At 69.0% G+C, this 21303-nt stretch carries 17 protein-coding genes; 4 read left to right on the top strand and 13 right to left on the bottom strand.

What is annotated here, in order from left to right; all coding sequences use genetic code 11:
- Positions 1-29: 29 nt before the first annotated feature.
- From ABD017_RS07615 to ABD017_RS07565, 11 genes are all read right to left on the bottom strand, one after another.
- Entirely contained in the window at positions 30-1181 is a 1152-nt protein-coding gene (locus tag ABD017_RS07615) for an alpha/beta hydrolase (protein WP_343881771.1), read from the bottom strand.
- On the bottom strand, positions 1178-3265 hold the full coding sequence (locus tag ABD017_RS07610) for an alpha-L-arabinofuranosidase C-terminal domain-containing protein (protein WP_343881768.1): 2088 nt from the start codon (positions 3263-3265) through the stop codon (positions 1178-1180). The genes ABD017_RS07615 and ABD017_RS07610 overlap by 4 nt, the downstream gene beginning before the upstream one ends.
- 45 nt (positions 3266-3310) lie before the next feature.
- On the bottom strand, positions 3311-5977 hold the full coding sequence (locus tag ABD017_RS07605) for a glycoside hydrolase family 3 C-terminal domain-containing protein (protein ID WP_343881766.1): 2667 nt from the start codon (positions 5975-5977) through the stop codon (positions 3311-3313).
- Positions 5978-6035: 58 nt separating this feature from the next.
- Complete coding sequence (trpE, locus tag ABD017_RS07600) at positions 6036-7547, bottom strand: anthranilate synthase component I (RefSeq protein ID WP_425543682.1); 1512 nt, start codon at positions 7545-7547, stop codon at positions 6036-6038.
- Positions 7548-7697: 150 nt separating this feature from the next.
- A complete protein-coding gene (locus tag ABD017_RS07595) occupies positions 7698-9722 on the bottom strand; it encodes an ATP-binding protein (RefSeq protein WP_343881761.1) in 2025 nt (674 codons plus the stop codon).
- Between the two features lie 32 nt (positions 9723-9754).
- Positions 9755-10330 carry a hypothetical protein gene (locus ABD017_RS07590; RefSeq protein ID WP_343881759.1) on the bottom strand — a complete coding sequence of 192 codons (576 nt, stop codon included), beginning with the start codon at positions 10328-10330 and terminating at the stop codon, positions 9755-9757.
- Positions 10330-11019 (bottom strand): proteobacterial dedicated sortase system response regulator, encoded by a 690-nt coding sequence (gene pdsR / locus ABD017_RS07585; protein ID WP_343881757.1) that lies wholly within the window; start codon positions 11017-11019, stop codon positions 10330-10332. Before pdsR ends, ABD017_RS07590 begins: the two co-directional genes overlap by 1 nt.
- A 110-nt stretch (positions 11020-11129) precedes the next feature.
- Positions 11130-11930 (bottom strand): SEL1-like repeat protein, encoded by an 801-nt coding sequence (locus ABD017_RS07580; RefSeq protein ID WP_343881755.1) that lies wholly within the window; start codon positions 11928-11930, stop codon positions 11130-11132.
- 517 nt (positions 11931-12447) lie between these two features.
- Positions 12448-13125, bottom strand: a complete 678-nt coding sequence (gene rpe / locus ABD017_RS07575; protein WP_343881753.1) for a ribulose-phosphate 3-epimerase — start codon at positions 13123-13125, stop codon at positions 12448-12450.
- A gap of 256 nt (positions 13126-13381) precedes the next feature.
- On the bottom strand, positions 13382-14188 hold the full coding sequence (djlA, locus tag ABD017_RS07570) for a co-chaperone DjlA (protein WP_343881751.1): 807 nt from the start codon (positions 14186-14188) through the stop codon (positions 13382-13384).
- Positions 14185-14499: a c-type cytochrome gene (locus ABD017_RS07565; RefSeq protein WP_343881749.1), complete on the bottom strand. Its 315-nt coding sequence runs from the start codon at positions 14497-14499 to the stop codon at positions 14185-14187. The genes djlA and ABD017_RS07565 overlap by 4 nt, the downstream gene beginning before the upstream one ends.
- A gap of 136 nt (positions 14500-14635) precedes the next feature.
- Between ABD017_RS07565 and ABD017_RS07560 the strand changes: the two genes are divergently transcribed.
- The 3 genes from ABD017_RS07560 to ABD017_RS07550 are packed head-to-tail and all read left to right on the top strand — an operon-like array spanning position 14636 to position 16429.
- Positions 14636-15532, top strand: a complete 897-nt coding sequence (locus ABD017_RS07560; protein WP_343881747.1) for a phosphoribosylaminoimidazolesuccinocarboxamide synthase — start codon at positions 14636-14638, stop codon at positions 15530-15532.
- Positions 15533-15554: 22 nt separating this feature from the next.
- Positions 15555-16025 carry an Mpo1 family 2-hydroxy fatty acid dioxygenase gene (locus tag ABD017_RS07555; protein ID WP_343881745.1) on the top strand — a complete coding sequence of 157 codons (471 nt, stop codon included), beginning with the start codon at positions 15555-15557 and terminating at the stop codon, positions 16023-16025.
- The gene (locus ABD017_RS07550; protein ID WP_343881743.1) at positions 16022-16429 is read left to right on the top strand and encodes a hypothetical protein; all 408 of its coding nucleotides are present in this window, start codon (positions 16022-16024) and stop codon (positions 16427-16429) included. The genes ABD017_RS07555 and ABD017_RS07550 overlap by 4 nt, the downstream gene beginning before the upstream one ends.
- A 116-nt stretch (positions 16430-16545) precedes the next feature.
- Here the strand turns inward: ABD017_RS07550 and ABD017_RS07545 are convergent, their stop codons facing one another.
- Both ABD017_RS07545 and ABD017_RS07540 read right to left on the bottom strand, forming a co-directional pair.
- Positions 16546-18663, bottom strand: coding sequence for a beta-agarase (locus ABD017_RS07545; RefSeq protein ID WP_343881741.1), 2118 nt, complete (start codon positions 18661-18663; stop codon positions 16546-16548).
- Positions 18664-18725: 62 nt separating this feature from the next.
- Positions 18726-20054 (bottom strand): APC family permease, encoded by a 1329-nt coding sequence (locus tag ABD017_RS07540; protein WP_343881739.1) that lies wholly within the window; start codon positions 20052-20054, stop codon positions 18726-18728.
- A gap of 121 nt (positions 20055-20175) precedes the next feature.
- On the opposite strand from ABD017_RS07540, the gene dinB reads away from it, so the two are divergent.
- Positions 20176-21297: a DNA polymerase IV gene (gene dinB, locus ABD017_RS07535; RefSeq protein WP_425543681.1), complete on the top strand. Its 1122-nt coding sequence runs from the start codon at positions 20176-20178 to the stop codon at positions 21295-21297.
- Positions 21298-21303: the final 6 nt, after the last annotated feature.

Below are 21303 nucleotides of genomic sequence, written 5' to 3'. Positions count from 1 at the left end.
GCGGGCATGACGCCCGCCGCTCGCGCGGCTTACGGCGCGGCCTCGAACTTCAGGTGCTTGCCGAAGAACGGCAGTGCCTCGTCCTGGAAGCGGAACGCCACGTTGCTGACATGGGTGCCCGGATAGATGGTGAAGCTGTTGCCTACGCCGTAGCTGTCGAGCACCTCGTGCAGCTTGCGCGCATCGAAACGCAGCCCGTCCTGGTCGCCCACGTCGATGGCGATCGCGCCATAGCGGCGCAGGTTGCCGATGTACTGGTCGACGAAAACCAGCGGCGCATTGGCCGTCCATTTGGCCAGCACCTCGGGCTGCAGTTCACCGTTCTTGGTCGGCAGGTCGAAATAGAACGGCGGCCTGGCCGGGTCGGGCGACCACGCCGCGGCGGAGGCCAGCGTGGCCCGCGCCATGAACGGCAGGTCGGCGGCATCGGCGGCGGATTTCAGCGATTCCAGCGACGCCAGCGACTTGGCGTCGAGCTGGTCGCCGGTGCGCGGCGACAGGCAGCACGGGCTCATGATGTACAGCGCACCGAACACGTCGGGATGCTTCATGCCGATGCGCGTGGCGCCGTAGCCGCCCATCGAATGGCCGACCAGGCCGCGGCTCAGGCGATCGGGCAGCGTGCGGTAGTGGGCGTCGATGTAGGCCACCAGGTCGTGCTGGATGAAGGTCTCGAAATCGCCCACGGTGGGCGAGCCCGAATACATCGAGCCGCCAAAGACGGTCTTCGAATCGGGGAACACCACGATCATCGGGCGCGTGCCCTTGGCGAAGGCGTTCTCGATGGTCTGCGGAACATGGATCTCCTTCGTCCACTGCTCGGCGCCGATCGAATAGCCGTGCAGCGCGTACACCACCGGATAGCGGCGATGCGGATGGCTGGCGTAGCCGGGTGGCAGCACCACCAGCACGTCGCGGTCGGCCGACTCGTGCGCCAGGTTCCCCTCCAGCGAGGCGCCATGCACCTTGATGTGCTCGACCGTCACCGGCTTCGCCCCGGCCACCGGCGCCGGGCTGTTGGTCAGCGCCTGGGCCTGCACCGGTGTTGTCCACAACGCCAGCGACAGCAGCGCCGCGCCTGCCATGGCAACGACCCGCATGATGCCTGCGGGCGGGTTCGACGTCGTGGCGTGCCGGTCATGATCCGCCGCCATGGCGGGGTCAAAAATGCTGTCGATCATCGGTCGCCCTCCAGCGGAAATTCGTAGATCGCGGTGGAGATCGCCGGCACCACCAGCTTCGTACCCAGCGCCGGCACGCTCGACGATTTGACCGTCACGCCGGGGGTCGCGCCCACCTTGTTTTCCGCAGCCAGGCTCGCGCCGGTCAGGCGCCACATGGTTCCCTTGCCCACCGTGCGGGCGCCGTCGATCGCGATCGATACCGGCTGCGGCTGATGCGTGGCGTTGACCACCGCGATGGTCAGCCTGCGGCGGTCAGGTGTCAGCGCGGCGATCATGTCCAGCGGATAGGTCGGGCTGCCCGCGTTGACCTTGGGGTGATCGAAACCCACCGGATATTTCGGATCGGGCTGCGGCGCGTTGCCGCTGAGATCGAGCGGGATCATGCCTTCGCCGAAGTGCTCGCCGTAGAGCTTGAACACCATGCCGGTGGCATTGAGCGTGGACGCCGTGGGCGTGATGTCCATGGTCGAGGAGCCGGTGGTGAACGCGGCCATGCGCAGGAAATCGGAGTGGCGCAGCATTTCCTGCATCACCATCGAGTAGGCCAGCGACAGCTTGAGGTTGGGCTTGGCGCCGATGTACGCGTACTCGTCGATCGACAGGAAGATGTTGGCCGACTTCATCCTGGGAAAGCGCTGCTGATAGATGCGCCACTCCTCGGCCTTCATGCGCACCTGGTTGGACGGCGCGCGGGCGAACTCCAGCAGCTCGTCGGCGGGTGGCGCGTCGGGGCGCTGTTCGGCGCGGTCGTACCAGTGCTCGCTGATGCCGTCGAAGTTGCCCCAGGCCTCGCGCAGCAGGCCGCCGGTCCAGTCCTCCTCGGTGCCGAACTTGTGCTGGATGCTGGCCAGCGAGGCGTTCTCCTTGGCCTCGCGCGGATGCAGCTGGTCGGGCATGGCGCCCGAGCCGATCAGGATGATCGAGGGATCGACCGCGCGCATCGCCGCCGCGAAGCGGTTGTGCTTCTGCATGAAGTAGTCGAGCGTGGTGCGGCCGATCTGCCACCAGCCGTACGGCTCGTTGCCGATGTTCCAGTAGCGCACGCCATAGGGTTCGGGGTGGCCGTTGGCGGCTCGCTTGGCGCCCCATTCGCTGGTGGCCGGGCCGTTGAGGTATTCCACCTCGTCGGCCGCCGAATGGGCATCGCCCAGGCCGGCGTTGACGGTCACGTAGGGCTCGACGCCGATCAGGCGGCAGAGCGTCATCCACTCGTCCATGCCGAAGTCGTTGGCCTGCATCGCGCCCCAGGCCCGGTCGTACATCGGCGGGCGCAGGTCGCGCGGGCCGATCGCCTCGTGCCAGTCCCAGTTGGACAGGAAGTTGCCGCCGGGCAGCCGCCAGAAACCGGAGTTGAGCGTCTTCAGGATCGCCACCGTGTCGGCGCGCCAGCCGTCGATGTTGTCCGCCGGCATCAACGACACCACGCCCACGCGGAAGTGGCCGCTGCCCGTGCCGGTGACGGTGAACGTCGCCTCGTCCGTCTGGCGGCCAGCCACGAAATGCAGCGGCACCGTCTGCCACGACGAGGTCGGCGCCGGCAGCTTCACCGTCTGCCGCTGGCGTGCGCCCTCGCCCCAGGCCAGCGTGACCGAGACGGCCGCGTCCGGCGTGCCGCGGAAAACGATGTGGCCGTCATAGGACTTGCCCTTGGCCACGCCGAGGCCGCCCTGGCCGAAGCCGCGAACCTGCGCGCCATCGAGCGCCACCACCACGTCCTGCGCGCCGACGTAGGGATGGTCGCTGGCCATGGTCACCGCGGCGACGTCGCCGATCGGCCGCCACTTGCGCAGCGGCGGCAGCGGCGGGCCATCGAGCCTGGGCGGCTGCACGGGGTCGTGCGCGGCATCCACCACGGGGAAATAGAACTTGCGGTCGTCGAGCATCTCGGCCCACAGCGAGCGCGCGACCAGGCTGCCGATCGGCTCGATGAACATGCCGTACTCGTAGCGCGATACCGGCTGGTGCTGTCGGTCGACGTGGATCCGTGCCTGCACGGCCGCCGGCTCGGCAGCGGCGGCGCCCGGCGGCAGCATCGCGACCGCGCAGGCGGCCAGCAGCATTCCGATTCGGAACTTTCGCATCATTCCTCCCCTTGGATGTGTATTCGGCGTGGCCTGCGGCCGTGGTCAGTCGGGCATCGCCACGGCACTATCGACCGAGAAATGCGCCTCGCGTATCGCCACGCCCGTGCCGGGCTGGCCCGAGCCCACGCTGACGGTGTAGCCGCCGGCCATCACCTCGCGCTGGCCGTCGGCGGTGACGGCGCTGAGGTCGCGCGGCGAGAGATCGAAGCTCACCGTGCGCGTTTCGCCCGCTTTCAGCGCCACGCGCTGGAACCCGCGCAGCGCCACGCGCGGTGCCCCCGGAATCGCCGGGAAGCGCAGGTAGAGCTGCGCCACGTCGCCGCCTTCGCGCTGGCCGGTGTTGGTTACCGTGGTGGACACGTGCAGGCCGTGGGCGGCGCCGCCGGCCGCCGGGGTCATTTGGAGCGGCCCGTAGGTGAACTCGGTGTAGCTCAGGCCGTAGCCGAACGGATAGACCGGCTCGCCGGTGAAGTAGCGATAGGTACGGCCTTCCATGCGGTAATCGCCGAACGGCGGCAGGTCGGCCACACTGCGGTAGAAGGTGAGCGGCAGGCGCCCGCCCGGATCGGTCTTGCCGCCGAGCACGTTGGCGATAGCCAGGCCGCCGGACTGGCCCGGGTACCACGCTTCGAGTATCGCCGCGGCGTTCTCTTTGCTCCACGCCAGGTCGATCGGGCTGCCGTTCATCGCCACCACGACCAGCGGCTTGCCGGTGGCCTTGGCGCGCTTGAGCATCGCGATCTGGTCGGCCGGCAGGTCCAGCGTGGTCTTGTCACCGCCGGCGAAGCCGGGCACGGTGACGCCGGTTTCCTCGGCCTCCAGGTCGGAGGTGAGGCCGACCACGGCCACCAGCACGTCGGCCTGCGCCGCGGCGCGATCGAGATCGGCCCCGGGCGTGGTGGAGATGCGCTTCCACGCCAGGTCGACGCCACCGGTCGCATCGACGGTGATGGGGTAGCGATGACCGCGCTCCAGCGTCACCGTCTTCATCGTCGCCAGGTCATTCCAACGCGACTTGGTGCGGTCGATGAAGGGCGCGCCGTCGAACGCCATGGTGCCGCCGGAGCCGGACAGGCCGAGCCGGTAGGTGCCGCTTTGCGTGGGCACCAGGAAACCGGTCCACACGGTGCGGTGATGGTGGTTGACCTTGGCCAGGTCGAGATCGCGCTTGCCCACGTCGGGCTCGATGCGGCTGACCACCGGCTTGGCCTGGTAGCGGATGGCCGCCAGCTGTTCGGCCATGGTCTTCGCGTCGAATTTGGCCGGCGGCGGCGTCACCGGGTTGTAGTAGCGCGCCAGCAGCCCGGGCTTGCCATCGGGCGTCTGCAACTCGGTGGTGGGGATGCGGTCACCGTCGGTGATCGACGGCCCGAACGGCACCAGCGTCACCTGATCCGCACCCAGCACCTGTCGCAGGCCGTCGAGCACCGAGACCGGCGTGCCGCTGAGCGGTGAGGAATAGTTGCCGCGCAGCACGCGCGTGGCGTCGCCCAGCGGGCCGACCACCGCCACTTTCACGCCGCCCTTGAGCGGCAGCACGCCATCGTTCTTCAGCAGCACCAGGGTCTTTTGCGCCGCCTCCAGCGCCAGCTGGCTGTTTGCCGCGCTGCCGATGGCCGACGGCGGCACCGCCGGCGCCGTGCCGGGCAGGCCGGCCAGGTCACCGACGCGGTAGCGCGCCGCGAACAGGCGCACCAGCGCGCGGTCGATGTCCGCCACCGAGATCAGGTCACGCTGCAGCGCCTCCCGGTAGCGGTCTTCCAGCCCCGCGGTATCGGACAAGGTTGCGCCGTTGCATTCGTTGTCCACGCCCGCGCGCACCGCGGCGGCGACGGCGGCGGCGCCATCGGGCGCGTAGTGGTGATGGTCGCTGATGTCCTTCACCGCATCGCAGTCGGACACCACGTAGCCGGTGAAGCCCCAAGCGCCGCGCAGGTAATGCTTCAACAGCATGTCGTTGGCGCAGGCGGGCTGGCCGTCGATGCGGTTGTAGGCGCACATCACCGATCCGGCTTTCGCCTCGGTGATGGCCGCGCGGAACGCCGGCAGGTAGGTGTCGACCAGATCGTGCTTCGAGACGAAGACGTTGGCCTCGTGGCGGGTCGATTCGGGCCCGTTGTGCACGGCGAAGTGCTTGGGCGTGGCGATGACCTCGGGGCGATCCGGGTCGGGCCCCTGCATGCCTTCGACAAAGGCCACGCCCATGCGCGCGGTGAGGAACGGGTCCTCGCCATAGGTTTCCTGGCCGCGGCCCCAGCGCGGGTCGCGGAAGATGTTGAGGTTGGGCGACCAGGTGTCGAGCCCGGTGCCGATGCGGCCGTAGCGCCCCGTCTCGCGCGCCAGCGTGTGCAACCCGCGCACCTCGGTGCTGATGGCCGCGGCAACGCGCTTGACCAGCGGCGCATCGAAGCTGGCGCCCAGGCCGATCGGCTCGGGGAAGTTGGTGGTGGGCAGCGTGCCCAGCGCGCCGTGCAGCGATTCGGTCCACCAGTTGTAGCGCGGGATGCCGAGGCGCGGGATCGCCGGCGCCACGTTGAGCAGCTGCGGCAGTTTCTCCTCCAGCGTCATCCGCGCCACCAGCGCCTGGGCCTTCGCGGTGGCCGCGTCGGTGGCGGCCTGGCTGGCGGCGGGCGCCGCTTGTGCCGCCACCGTGAGCGGAGCCAGTGCCGCCAGCGCCACGACGGCCGAGATTCCTGTCCAGATACGCATGCCTGGTTTCCCCTTCGATGGTTTTTGCAGTCACCGACTGCCGTTCAACGGATGTGCGTCACAGCCCCTTGGCCGCCTGCGCCACGGCGCGGAACAGCGCGCGGCCCTTGTTCATCGTCTCCTCCCACTCGGCGGCGGGGTCGGAGTCGTAGACGATACCGGCGCCGGCCTGCACGTGCAGGCGGCCGTCCTGGATCACCGCGGTGCGGATGGCGATGGCGGTGTCGGCGTCGCCCCACCAGCCGATCCAGCCGATCGCGCCGGCGTAGATGTTGCGCTTGTACGGCTCCAGCTCCTGGATGATTTCCAGCGCCCGGATCTTGGGCGCGCCGCTCAACGTGCCGGCGGGGAACGTGGCCTTCAGCACGTCCATGTAGCTGAGTCCGGCACGCGCCGTGCCCTGCACCTGCGACACGATGTGCATCACGTGCGAGTAGCGTTCGATCGCGAACGAATCACTGACTTCCACGCTGCCGGTTTCGCTGATGCGGCCGATGTCGTTGCGACCCAGGTCGATCAGCATCACGTGCTCGGCGCGTTCCTTCGGATCGGCCAGCAGCTCGGCTTCCAGCGCCTGGTCCTCCTCGTCGGTGGCGCCGCGCTTGCGCGTGCCGGCCAGCGGGCGCACCAGCACCTTGCCGTCCTTCAGCCGCGCCAGGATCTCCGGCGAGGAGCCCACGATCTGGGTGGCGCCCAGGTCCACGAAATACATGTACGGCGACGGATTCAACGCACGCAGCGCGCGATAGACGTCCACCGGGCGCGCATTGAAACCGATGCTGAGCCGCTGCGACGGCACCACCTGGAAGATGTCGCCGGCGCGGATGTATTCCTTCGCCTTCTCCACCATCGCCTCGAATTCCTCGCGGGTGAACGAGGATTTGAAATCGCCCTCGTCCAGCGCCACCGACTGCGCCAGCTGCGGGTACGAGGCGCCGCCCTGGCGCAGCCGGTAGACCAGCGCGTCCAGCCGGCGCTGCGCCTCGGCGTACGCCTGCGGCTGCGCGGGATCGGCGTGCACGATCAGGTACAGCCTGCCCTTGAGGTTGTCGAACACCGCCACTTCCTCGGCCAGCATCAGCAACACGTCGGGCGTGCCCAACTCGTCGGGGCGATCCCACTGCGCCAGCCGCGGCTCGATGTAGCCGATCGTCTCGAAACCGAAATAGCCGACCAGGCCGCCGGAGAACGCGGGCAGCTGCGGCAGCCGCGGTACGTCGTACTGCGCGCGCAGCGTTTCGATTTCCGCCAGCGGATCGTCCAGATGGCGGCGCTCGGTGACTTCACCCGAATCCTCCACTTCCAGCTCGTGCCCGCGCAGGCGGTACACACGCTTCGCCGGCAGGCCGATGATCGAATAGCGTCCCCAGGTGGCGCCGCCCTCGACCGACTCGAACAGGAAGGTGTACGGGCCATCGGCCAGTTTCAGGTACACCGACAGCGGCGTGTCGAGGTCGGAAAACACCTCGCGCACCAGCGGTATGCGCGTATGCCCCTGGGCAGCCAGCGCGTCGAACTCGTCTCGGGAAATCACGTGGATGATCCGGATGGCCAAACGGAGAACGACCATTGTAGGGGCAGTCGCAAACATCCCGCGAATCGCACCGTTCGCTCCCTCCCCTGCTCGCAGGGGAGGGCTGGGGAGGGGTTCGCTCTTGATCTTCTCGCCGGCCCGAGCAACCCCCTCCCAACCTCCCCCTGCAGGCAGGGGGAGGAGCAGTCAAGCCAGCCGCTGGCGCGGCATGTGCCGCAGTCGCAGGCTGAAGGCCACGCCGCTGCCGTCGTCGAGGTTGCGCGCGCTGGCGCTGCCGCCGTGGCGCTCGGCCACCAGCCGCACCACATACAGGCCCAGGCCCAGGTGCGGTGCGTCGCCGGGCACGGCCTTGTCGCGCAGGCTCACCAGCGAGTCGAACAGACGGCCCTGCATCGCCGCCGGCAACGGCGCGCCCTGGTTGGCCAGTTCGATCTCGGCGCCTTCGTCGAGCGGACGCAGGCTGAGGCGCAGCCAACCCTCGGCCGGGGTGAACGACAAGGCGTTGTCGAACAGCTTGTCCAGCGCCTGGGCGATCAGCTCGGGCGCGCAATGCATGGGCAGCGGCGACGCCGGCAGCACGCATTCGAGGCGGCGCGTGCCGGCCAGCGCGCGGTACGCCTCGGCGCAGCCGCGCACCACGTCGCGCAGGTCCACGTCCTCGGCCTCGGCGGCGGCGATCGCGCGCTCCATGCGGCTGGCCTCGCCCATCGCCCGCACCAGCGTACCCAGACGTGCCGCGCCGTCGCGGGCGCGCGCCAGGTACGGCTGCGCCTCGGCGGGGAGCTGGGCATGTTCGAGGTTGTCCAGCGAGGACTTCACGATGGCCAGCGGCGTGTTCAACTCATGCGACAGCTTCGACGCCAGCGTGCGCAGGTAATCGGTGTAGCCACCGACCACGTCGAACAGCTTCTCGAAGCTGCGCGCCAGGTCGCCAATCTCGTCGCGCGCGTCGCTCATCGGAAAGGTGATGCGCCGGGTCTGGCCATCCAGACGGCCATCGTTCAATTGCGCCCGCTCGGCCGCGTTGCGCAGCCGCGCCAGGCGCACGCCGAGGCGGGTGGCGAAGGCCAGCAGGATCGCACCGGCCACCAGCAGCACGCCGACGCTGGTCAGCAGCAGGCCCAGCAGGGCGCGGTTGGCCAGCAGCGGCACCGCGCGGCTGGCCTGCTCCAGCAACAGCACGCCGTCGATCCGGCCATCGCGGACGATCGGCACGGCCGCCGACAGCACCACGCTGCCACGCTGCTCGCCGGCGCGCCACACGCTGGCGGGCTGGCCCGACGCGGCCGTCGCCACCTCGCCGGTCACCAGCCGCGGCACCTCCTGCGACCACAACGCCGCATCCTCCAGTCGCGCCGCCAGCAGCGAGCGGTAGACCAGCGCGGCGAACCAGCCGGGCTGGGCATCCACGCCGGGGCGGGTGTTCAGATCGCCGCTGCGCGCCAGCAGCCAGCCGCCCGGTGCCAGCACGCGGGCCTGCACGCGGTCGGGCGCCAGCCGCGCCAGCTCGGCGGACAGCGCCGCCGAATAGCCGAGCAAGGGTCGTAGCGGGGCTGCCGTGCGGTCGCCACCGGCGGCGGCGACGTAGGCGCCCACGCCCAGCCCGCGCAAGGGCAGCGTGGCCGGCAGGCGCAGCTCCACCCGGAAGCCGCTGCCGTCCTCCTCCCATTGCGCCGCAAGCTGGTCGGGCAGGCCGGGCACCGGCGGATCGAGCGGGGGCGCCGTCACGGCGCCCGGCGCGGCGCTGGCCAGCAAATAACGTTGCTGCCCGGCATTGTTGGCCAGCGCCAGGATCAGGTGGTCGGCGGCCAGCGCGTTCGCGTCGCCGGCGTCGGCGCGGGTGCGCTGGGTGTCGCTGACCTGCGCGTACAGGTACAGGCCATCGCCATCGCGCGCCAGCAGCAGCGTGCCATCGGAGCTGCGGTGCGGATGCAGCGGCTGGCGCCATGGCGTCAGCGGCGCCCAGTCGTCGGCGTAGCCGTCCACGGTGATCGGGTTGACCGCCGTCTGCACGTACCAGCCCGCGTCGCCCTGCGCCTGCACCGCGCCGGTGACCGCCAGGCTGCGCGCCACCGCCCGCGCCGATGCCAGCAGGGCCTGCGCCTGGCCTTCGCGCAGCAGCGATTCCATCTGTCGCGCGTACTGCCAGCCGGCCACCGGCAAGGCCAGCGTGCACAGTGCCACCAGCAGCAGTTTGCGACGCAGCGTCACGGGCGGGCCGGCAAGGTCAGCGGCGCGAGCATTCAGCCGCCACGTGCGCCCGCCGGGCGCGCCGGCGCATAGCGCGTGGCCACCACCACGCGCATGAAGTCATCCAGCAACGCGCGCCGCTGCGGGTCGTTGGCGTCCACCGTCATCGACCAGCTGAGGCGGATGCCGCTGTCCTTGCCCGGATCGCAGAACACCAGCACATCGTCGATGTGGTCGCTGCCCTGGTAGACCGTGGCCTCGCAGATCATGCTCCGATGCCGCACGGCGAAGCCCGACACCTTGCCTGCGGGATCGAGCTGCAGGTAGCGCTTGTGGTCGGCCTGCAACTCGGCCGCCATCGTGGGCAGTTTCCGCGGCCATACGTTCAGCACCATCACGCGTTGCGGCTTGCCGGTCCATTCGCCCCGGTAGAGCACGGCGTCCACGCCGATCGCGCGGGCGTACGTGCAGCAGTCGCGGGTCCAGCCCGGCGGCGTGGCCACGGCGATCGTCCACGCCGGCACCGCGCCATCGCGCGCGCCGCGGGCCAGCACGTCATCCGCCGGCGGTGCCGCGGCCACCGTGCCGGCGAACAACAGCAGCGCCAGCATCACACGCATGCGCGGCATCACGGTTTCCACCGATAGCCCACGCCGTGCACGGTTTCGATCGCGTCGAACTCCGGCGCCACCGCGATGAATTTCTTGCGGATGCGCTTGATGTGCGAGGTGATGGTGGCGTCGTCCACCACCAGCTCCGCCTCGCGCATCAGCTGGTCACGGTTTTTCACGTGGCCGGGGAAGCGGATCAGCGTGTGCACCATCCAGAACTCGGTCACGGTAAGCGGCACCTCGGCATCGTTCCAGGTGATGCGCATGCGCTCGGATTCCAGCTTCAGCGGGCCATGCTCGATCACCGTCTCGCTGGACGCCGGCGCCTTCAGCGACTCGATGCGGCGAAACAGCGCCGCGATGCGCGCGGCCAGCTGGTGCAGGCTGGTGTCCTTGCTGAGGTAGTCGTCGGCGCCCAGGCGCAGGCCGGAGATCACGTCGAAATCCGAATCGCGCGCGGTGAGAAAGATCAGCGGCAAGGTGGCCGATTTCGCCCGCAACTCGCGGCACAGGTCGAAGCCGCCCTCGGGCTCGTCGCCCAGGCCGATGTCGATGATCACCAGCTCCGGCAGCCGCATCGCGAACGCGCTGGACGCCTCCTGGCGCGAGGCATAGCCGCGGGCGTCGTAGCCGAAACGGTTCAAGGCCTCGACGTAGTTGGCGCGGATGGACGGCTCGTCCTCGACGATGGCAATGCTGCGACCCATGGCTGGCTCCCGTGTGGAGCGTGCAGCGTGCTATGCGGACTGCCGCCGTGCAAGACACGGCGGCGCAACGCCCGCGTTTCGCCACGGCGCGTGCGCCGTATTGCCTCGCCCTACTTCGACGGTGCCTCGACCGCTTTCAGCGCACCCACGCTGACGTGCCCGGCCCAACCATCGAACAACTGCTCCGCGTAGACGTCCAGCTTCTTCGCCGCCAGCTCCACCGGCAGGTCGGCGCCGCCGCAGGCGGACATGTTGTTGTTGCGCTGGTACTCGGGCACGACCGTACTGATGCGGGACACGTTCAAGCCGGCAATGCAGATCTGCTGACCCGCGCTGGACCGCGCCACCAGGGCATCGCGCTCATGCTCGAAACGCATTTCCGCACGACGCGCCGCACGCGCGTCCTCGTATTTGGGCAGCATCGCTTGCCACAGGACCTGCGCCCGCGCCCGCTCCCGCGGCGAGGCCTGCTGCCACGCCGAGCTGAAGATCGCGCTGTAGTTCGGGTCCTTGCGTTCCGCCGCCAGGCCCATCCAGGCCAGCCCCAGCGGACGGTCGAGCTGGCCGGTATCGCCCTTGAAATAGCCGATGCCCAGCAGGAACTGCGCGGACTTGTTGCCCCAGCCGGCCGCAATGCGCAGCATCCTGCGGCTGCGGGAATAATTTCCCCTGGCCAGGTCGCGAACGCCGACGCAGTAGTAGTAGCTGCCGGGCAGGAAATGCTCCAAGCCTTGTGGGCAGTAGGCCTTGCCCAGGTCATCGACCGTCCGGTCGGCTTCAAACAGGCTCGCCGAACTCGTGCCAGCGGTCGTCGCGGGCGATTTCTGCTGGTCGACGCTGGCGGCACGGGCCGCCGAGGCCAGACCCAGGGCACCAGCAAGCACTGCTGCACCGAAATATTTGAAATCCATGACCGCCACCTCCTTCGGTAGATGGGGCTCCGGCGTCGCCGTTGCCCGGATATCGCCAGATTCCTGCCGCCGAATGGTCCGCCGTCGGACAGTAATCCCCCCGCGCGAGCCGTTCAAATGTCTCTTGTGCCCCAACCCCGTGAACGCCATGCCTGCTTCCGATCGATCGAACGTGGACCCCAACGCCGAGCTGCGTGGCTTCGAGCCGCTGCGCGTCTCGCTGGCCCTTGGCGCGCTGCTGCTGGGTTTTCTGCTGGGAGCGTACTGACGGCGGCGAGCGTGGTGGCAGCGGAAACCTGAACAAATCCGCCGCGTTGGCCGGGGAACCAACCCGGCTGGCCTGGGTCAGAACAGGGGATTGGCTTCGTCATGCCATTGCCGTGGATGCCGGGGCCGCCGCTGATCCCTCTCTGCAGCGGCGGCACCGGTCGGCGGGTCAATCGAGTGGTGACTCCAACGTCGACGATGACGTTTTTATCCCGGCCAGTCCCTGCTGGCCGGGATTTTTATGCCCGGCTCAACGTGCCTGGGCGATGGCGTCGCGCATCGCGGCAATCTCGGCGCGGTAATCGCCGGCATGGAAGATCGCCGAGCCGGCCACGAAGGTATCGGCACCGGCGGCGGCGATCGCCCCGATGTTCTGCGCGGTGACGCCGCCGTCGATCTCCAGCCGGATCGCGTGGCCGCTGGCGTCGATGCGCGCTCGTGCCTGGCGCAGCTTCTCCAGCGCGGTGGGGATGAACTGCTGCCCGCCGAAGCCCGGGTTCACCGACATGATGAGGATCATGTCCAGCTTGTCCATCACGTAGTCGAGATGGTCCAGCGGCGTGGCCGGGTTGAACACCAGCCCGGCCTTGCAGCCCGAGTCCTTGATCAGCCCCAGCGTGCGATCGATGTGCTCGCTGGCTTCGGGGTGGAAGCTGATCAGGCTGGCACCGGCCTTGGCGAAGTCCGGCACGATGCGATCCACCGGCTTGACCATCAGGTGCACGTCGATCGGCGCGGTGATGCCGTACTTGCGCAGCGCGCCCAGCACCATCGGGCCCATCGTGAGGTTGGGCACGTAGTGGTTGTCCATCACGTCGAAATGCACCCAATCGGCACCGGCGGCCAGCGCGGCGGCGGTGTCCTCGCCCAGCCGCGCGAAATCGGCGGCGAGAATGGAGGGGGCGATGACGGGGGATTGTTTGGTCATTGGGAAGCCGGGAATGGAGAGTTCACGAGGTCCGTAGGGAATACGTTAAGGATGGTCTGAACAAGTCGTCATCCCAGCGAAAGCTGGGATCCAGTGCCTCGGTAACTTATTGAAGACACTGGATTCCAGCTTTCGCTGGAATGACGAGCAAAGGCCTTTTCAGGCTTTCCTTAACCATGATGCTCTGAAACGGATGCCTTGGGCCACTCGCAAGCAGGTGCTTTTCCGATTCCCTATTCCCTATTCCCCATTCCCGTCACTTGAACCCGCGCATTTCCTTGATCCGGTCGTACGCCGCGTTGATCTCGCTGGCGCGTGACTCGGCGCGCTTGCGCATGTCGTCGGGCAGGTCGCCCAGACGGTCGGGGTGGTGTTCGGAAATCAGCTTGCGGTAGGCGCGCTTGATGGCGCGATCATCGGCGCTGCGGTCGACGCCCAGCACGGCATACGGGTCAGGGCCCTGGCTGGAACGCTGCGGCGGCACGTAGCCACCCGAACCCGCACCCGGGCCATGGCCGCGGCGGCCGGGGCCGGCGTTCCACGCATAACCCTTCATCGCCATCAGCGCCATCAGCTCCATCTCGCTGACGCGCAGCGCAAACGCCAGCTGGCGCAGGATGGCCATCTTCTCCGGCGGCGGGTTGCCTTCCGCCAGCACGGTTTCGATCACCACATCCAGCACCGGAAACGCGTGATCGCGGCGCACGCCCACCCACTGGCGCAACTCGTTGATGGTGCGGGTGACGTCGAACTCCGGCTGCTTGCCCACGTTGAAGCTGGTGGCCGCCTGCTTGCGCTGCTCGGCATTAAGGCCCATGCGGCTCATCAGGCGCTCGGCGATGGCGATTTCCGCCTCCGACACGCGCCCGTCGGATTTCGCCACCGCGCCCAGCAGGGTGAACAGCGGCCCCACGAAGCCGCCCGCCTCCGGCGTGGCGCGCTTGCGCTGGCTATAGCGCAGGTTGTCGAAGATGAAGCCGATGATGGCGCCGGTGATCGCACCGGCACCGTGGCCGATCAGCAGGCCGAAGAACGTGAACCACAAGGTGTACGAGTAGCTCATGGCTGCGCCTGCTCGGCGGCGGGCTGGGCGCTGTACCAGCGCGCCAGGGCGTCCAGGTCGGCGGCGCTGATCGCGCCGATGGCGGTGCGCATCACCGGCACGTCGCGGCGGCCGTCGCGATACTGCGCCAGCGCGTCCCGCAGGTAGTCCAGCCGCTGGCCGGCCAGGTTCGGTGCGCCGGGCATGGTCGCCTCGCCGGTGGCACCGTGGCAGGCCGCGCACAAACCCAGCCGCGCGGGGCGCGGCACGGGCTGGGCGCAAAGCGTGGAAGCGGCGACGAGGCACAGTCCCGCGAGCAGTGGAATTCGCATCGGCAACACATGGGGCTAAAGGTCGACAATTCTAGCAGTGCGCCCGCGCGGGCCGCGGGCCGGTGCGGCCGCGGCATTTCCGGCCCTCCGGCCGCAGCCGCTAGAATGGGCGTCTCTCCCCAGCGGAACCACCGTCGTGCCCACCACCTTGCTGCAATCGAACCTGCCCGGCCTGGAACTGATTCACCGCGGCAAGGTGCGCGACGTCTACGCGCTGCCGGGCGACCGCTTGCTGATGGTGGCCACCGACCGCTTGTCGGCCTTCGACGTGGTGCTGCCCAACCCGATCCCGGGCAAGGGCGAGATGCTGACCCAGATCTCCAACTTCTGGTTCGGCAAGACCGCGCACCTGGTGCCCAACCACCTGCTCGACGTGCCGCTGGCCGAGGTGCTGCCGCCCGGCACCGACCTGGCGCTGTACGAGAAGCGCGCGGTGGTGACGCGGCGGCTGAAGCCGGTGCCGGTGGAATGCATCGCGCGCGGTTACCTGATCGGCTCGGGCTGGAAGGATTACCGCGCCACCGGCGCGCTGTGCGGCATCACCTTGCCGGCCGGACTGCAGCAGGCCCAGCAGCTGCCGGAACCGATCTTCACCCCCTCGACCAAGGCCGCCGTGGGCGACCATGACCAGAACGTGAGCTACGACGTGATGGTCGGCGCGGTGGGCGCCGAGCTGGCCGGCCAGGTGCGCGACGCAACCTTGGCGATCTATCGCTGGGCGGCGGCGTACGCGGCCGAGCGCGGCATCATCATCGCCGACACCAAGCTGGAGTTCGGCACTGACGCCAGCGGCAAGCTGTACGTGATGGACGAGATGCTGACGCCCGATTCCTCGCGCTTCTGGCCCGCCGACGAATACCGCGTGGGCATCAGCCCGCCCAGCTACGACAAGCAGTTCGTGCGCGACTGGCTGGAAACGCAGGACTGGAACAAGACCGCGCCTGGCCCGGTGATCCCCGACGAGGTGATCGCCCGCACCGCCGCCAAGTACGGCGAGGCGCTGCACAAGCTGGCCGGCATCCGGCTCGATTGATCCGTCAGGCACGGGGACTCCCATGCGCACGATGCAGGATTGGCTCGACAGCTACAGTCGCGATCACCAGAACCCCACCAACCAGGTGTTCCACTGGCTGTGCGTGCCGCCGATCGTGTGGTCGGTGATCGCGCTGCTGTGGACGATCCCGGTGCCCGCCTCGTTCGCGCGGCCGGGCGCGTGGTCGGTGCTGGTGATGGTGCTGGCGTTCTACTGGTACTGGAAGCGCTCGCACCGGCTGGCGCTGGGTTTGCTGCTGGCGTTCGCACTGCTGGGGGGGTTCACCAACGTGTTGTATTACCGGCTCGGCGCGATGACGTTGTGCTACGTGGCGATCGCCGTGTTCGTGGTGGCTTGGGTCGGCCAGTTCATCGGCCACCAGTACGAGGGGCGCCGCCCCAGCTTTCTCACCGACCTTTCCTACCTGCTGATCGGCCCCGCCTGGCTGATGGCCAAGCTGCTGCGCAAACTGGGGTTCAGGCAGACCACATGACGACTTTTCTTACCGTGCTCAGCAGCCTGCTGTGGTGGGTGCTCTACAGCAGCATGGCCGCGCTGGTGTTCGCGCTGATCGGCTGGTCGGTGCTGCGCTGGACCGAACGCTGCGCGGTGGTGTTCAACCGCATCTACCTGGCCTGCCTGGTCTGGACCCTGCTCGGCATGCTGCTGGTGGTGGGCGTGGCCGCCTACGAGGGACACCTGCACCCGCCCTACGGCGCCCTGCTCACCTCCGGGCTGCTGCGCGGGGCGCTGGTGCTGGACATGCTGCTCGGCACCGTGCTGCTGTGGCGGCTGGTGCCGCGCATCGACGCCCGCCGCATCCGCCCCGGCAGCGCCTGCATGGCGGTGGCGGCGATCATGGCGATCAGCTTCGGCGTGGCGACCAGCCTGGCTTAGTTTTGCTCCCTCCCCTGTTCACAGGGGAGGGCTGGGGAGGGGGCGCTCTTCGCCCAGCCACCAAAAGCACCCCTCCTGACCTCCCCTGCGATGCAGGGGAGGAACCGACTCGGAGCTCATCGCTGCTGCCGATTCGCCTCACGCACCGCGTCGACGAACCCGCCAAACGGAATATCGGTGATCCCCACCAGCCCCACATGGCTGTTCTCGCCATCGAGCAGACGCCCGGTCACCGGCTGATCCAGATACTGGAACCAGTGCACGCCCACGATCTGCGGGTCATCGGCCGCCGCGGCCAGGAAGCGTGCGTAGGCCGGGCCGCGTTGCGCCTCGTTCGCCACCGAGACCACGCCCTTGCCGAAGGGCCCGCGGTCATCCGAACCGAAATGGAATTCGCTGATCAGCACCGGCTTGTCCAGCGCGCGCATCGCGGCGGTATCGAAGCCGTGCTGCGGCAGGTCGGCGTAGACGTTGAAGCTGACCACGTCGCAATACCGCGCGCACGCGGCCACCGCCTCGGGCGTGTTCACCGCGAAGCGGCCGCCCAGGAACAGGTGGTGTGGATCGTGCCGGTGGATGGCCTCCGCCACGGTGCGGAAATAGGCGTCCGCGTAGCGCCGCAACCAGGCGCGGTAGTCGTCGGCGATGGCGGGGTGCGCGGCGTCGGGCGATGGCGCGGCGAAGCCGGTGGCGTTCAGCGCGCTCCATGAGGTCAGCGCGATGCCCCACGCCGCGCCCAGCGTTTCGGGCGCCACGTACTTCTTGCGCAGGTCGGCGATGAACGCCTGCTTCGCCGGGCTAGCCGTGTCGCCCGCCAGCGTGCCGCGCGCCAACCCCCATCGGCCTTCCGGGCCAGCGCCGGCCCAGGCCAGCTCGTTGTCGGCGAAATAGCCCAGCAGCCACGGATCGTCGCGCACGTCGGCGCTGGCCTTGGCCACGGCCGCGTCGGTCGCCTGCACGAAGCGCGGATCGAACGGATCGGGCATGCGGCCCCAATAGTCCAGCCCGCTGGCGACGTTGGCGTAAGTGCCGGCGATATTGATCGAGCGCGTGTACGGCAGGCGATGCGCCCGTGCCAATGCCGGGTCGCTCCAGTTGCCCAGGGTGTTGAAACCCCAGGCCAGCAACCGGTCCAGCGTGTGCGTGCGCCAGGCGCCCAGCCAGCCGTCGCCATCAACGCGATACAGGTTGGCGGCGTAGAAGTCGAACCAGCGGCCGTGGTTGAAAGCCATGCCGCGGCTGGCGCCCCGCTCGGTGCTGCGATTGTCGTCCGTGCCATAGAACGCGGCCCACTCGCCATCCTGCGGCGGCAAACCGGTGAACATGAACTCGCGGCCTTCGACATAGCTGCGCCCGCCATCGGCGGCTACCGCGTTCACCCCCAGCGAAAAAAACGCGTGACCAGCAGGCGTCACCATATGCCAGCGCCCGTTCGCTTTCTGCGTATGAAACCAACCGGTCGCGGTGAGGTTTTGGACGTCCAGACGTCCGCCGTATTCGTCCTGATCTTCCGGTGGCGTTTTCGCCTTCTCGAGCGCGGAGCGTTCGCTGGCATGCGCGGCACGCAAGGCGGCGTCGGAGTCGATCTTCTGCGGCCACTGGCCGCGCGTGGCCTGGCCGTAGCGATCGACGATGCCGGTGTAGGCGGCGCGCTGGAGCGCCTGCCCGGCAACCGCCTCGACGCGTCCAAACAGCAGCGTCTGCGGCGCCTGCGGTGCCGGCACCCCGAAACGCAGCGTGCGCACCGTGCGCGGGTCGAGTCGCCCTTCCACCGTGGTGGCGAGCAGGACGGGCCGGCCGTGGTCGTCGAACGGCATCGGCGGCGCCACCTGCATGCCCATCTGGCGCGGGCTGGTGGCGCGCAGCGGAATCACCAGGGTCTGCGGCGGACCGGCGGGCAAGCCTACCTGCGCGTGCAGATGCTGGTCGGGGTTCGCGCCGCCCACGTCGATGGTCAGCGTGACCGCCCACGGCATCGCGTTCTGCACCTGCACCTGCAGCGTGTCACCCGTCAGCGCGTTCGGCGGCGTCACCGTCAACGCCGGCGAAGCGGCCGCCTCGAAGGTATAACGCTGCAGGGCAAGACCATCGATAACCTGAGGTGCGCCGTCACGATGCACCTGCTGCAGCGTGACCGGCGCTACTGGCGCGGCCAGGTCCACCGACGTCATCGACGCGTCTGCGTGACAGCCACAGAGCAGGCCCAGGCAACCGGCGAGGACGATGCGCTTCATGTTTCCGTCCCGATCGAAACCTCAAGTATCGCGCGCGAAGGTGATGCGCAGCCATCGCGGATTCAGCCTGCCTTGCGACCCTCCAGCCAGCGCCAGCCGTAATACACCGGCACGCCCAGCGCGATGATCAGCAGGCTCATGCCCGCGTCGCCAGGGCGGTTGATCGCCGAGGCCACGATCACGCCGAACACGGTGATCACGAACACCAGCGGCAGCAGCGGATAGAACGGCACGCGGTACGGCGCCGGGTCGTCGATGAAATGCTTGCGGTACCAGAACAGCGTGGCGATACCGGCCACGTGGCCCAGCCACTCGCCCACCGTGGTGTAGTTGAGCAACTGGTTGAAGCTGCCCGACAGCGTCAGCACGATCGCCCACGCGCCCAGCGCCAGCAGCGCGATCTGCGGCGCCCGCGTGCGCGCATCGATGCGCCCGGCCGCGCGGAAAAACATGCCGTCGGCGCCCATCGTCTGCAGCACACGGGCACCGCCGGCAATCGCGATGCTGCAATAACCGAAGGTGGAACAGGCAATGCCCGCCGCGATCACGGTGGCGCCGTGCGGACCGAACAGCTTCGCCATCAGGTCCGCCGCCGGCGCCTCGCTGGCGGCCAGCCCCGCATGGCCCAACCCACCCAGATAGGCCAGGTTGGCCAGCACATAGCAGATCACCACGCCGCCCATGCCCAGGCCCAGCGCGCGCGGCAGGGTGCGTTGCGGCTCACGCACCTCGCCCGCGAGATCGTTCAGGTAATGGAAGCCGCCGTAGCTGAACAGCACCGGCAGCAACGCGCCCGCGAAAGCCCATGACGACACCGGATGCGCGCTGTCGGCCGAAAGCGCCAAGCCGAAATGGCCGTCGGCCAGGATCAACCCGGCCACCACCAGCAGGGCCAACGCAGCCAGCTTCAGCACCGTGAACGTGTTCTGGATCAGCGCACCGGCGCGGATGCCGAACAGGTTGACGCCCACGATGAACACGATCGCGCCCACCGCCACCGGCGAGGCATAGAGCAGTGGCAGGCCGATCGCCGCGCACAGGTAGCGGGCGAACATGGTGGCCACGGCCGCCACGCTGCCGGGGTAGTTGATCAGCGCCATCGTCCAGCCGAACAGGAACGCCGGCAGCAACCCGAACGCCTCGCGCAGATAGACATAGATGCCGCCTGCCTGCGGCCGCCGCGCGCCCAGCTCGGCGTAGCACAGCACGCCGGCCAGGGTCAGCAAGCCGCCGACCGCCCACAGGATCAGCACCTCGGTGCCCGAGCCGGTGTTGCGCGCCACCGTGGACGGGGTGAGGAAGATGCCGGCGCCGATGACGCCGCCGATCACGATCATCGCCGCGTCCCAACTGTTCAGGCGGCGGGCATAGGCGGCAGGTTGGGTCGTCATGGCCGCCACCTTGCCATTGCGCGGGTGGTTTCGACCAGCCCCATTCGTACCGCGGAATCGGCCACCTGCATCTCTGCTGACACATGGCGGCAGTGGCGGGTTCTAGAATCCGGGCATTGGTATGCCGGTTGCCCGCGTGTCCGTCCCCCCTCGAAAAATCCTGCACATCGACATGGACGCGTTCTACGCGTCGGTGGAGCAGCGCGACGATCCGTCATTGCGCGGCAAGCCGGTGGCGGTGGCCTGGCGCGGCGCGCGCTCGGTGGTGTGCGCGGCCAGCTACGAGGCGCGCGTGTTCGGCGTGCGTTCGGCGATGCCGGCGATGCGGGCCGAGCGGCTGTGTCCGCAGCTGATCTTCGTGCCGCCGGATTTCGTGCGCTACAAGGCGGTGTCGCGGCAGATCCGCGAGATCTTCGCCCGCCACACCGACCTGATCGAACCGCTGTCGCTGGACGAGGCGTACCTGGACGTTACCCGCCCGAAAACCGACCTGCCCACCGCCACCGCCACCGCCGAGGCGATCCGCGCCGCGATCCGCGCGGAGACCGCATTGACCGCGTCCGCCGGCGTGGCGCCGAACAAGTTCCTGGCCAAGATCGCCTCGGACTGGAACAAGCCCGACGGCCTGTGCGTCATCCGCCCGCACCAGGTGGAAGCGTTTCTCACGCCGCTGCCGGTGGCGCGCCTGCCCGGCGTGGGCAAGGTGATGGAGGCGAAACTGGCGGCGCTGGGCATCACCACGGTAGGCGGGTTGCGCGCCCACGCGCTGGCCGAGCTGGAGCAGCGCTTCGGGCGCTGGGGCCGCCGCCTGCACGAACTGGCGCGCGGCATCGACCACCACGCGGTCGAGCCCGAACGCCCCACCCTGCAGATTTCCGCCGAGGACACGTTCGAGCACGACCTGCCGCTGGACGAGATCGAACCGCACATTCGCCGCCTGGCCGAGAAGGCCTGGGCCGGGCACCTGCGCCAGCATGGCAGCGGCGATCGCGCGCGGGTGGCGCGCACCGTGGTGCTGAAGCTGAAGACGTCCGATTTCCGCACCCTCACCCGCAGCCTCACACCAGCCACGCGACCGTCGTCGGCGCAGGCGCTGGCGGACATCGCCTGTGCGCTGCGCGATCGGGTCGATCCGTCAGCGGCCCATCGTTACCGGCTGGTGGGCGTGGGCCTGTCGGGCTTCATCGAGGCCGGGGACGATGCCGGCCAGGGCGACCTGTTCGAGGACAACGCACCACGCTGACGAGCC

It is taken from the genome of Rhodanobacter caeni (assembly GCF_039523575.1).
Taxonomy (GTDB): Bacteria; Pseudomonadota; Gammaproteobacteria; order Xanthomonadales; family Rhodanobacteraceae; genus Rhodanobacter; species Rhodanobacter caeni.
The sequence above is the reverse complement of the archived record's forward strand: the minus strand, read 5'-3'. Positions and strand labels throughout refer to the sequence as shown.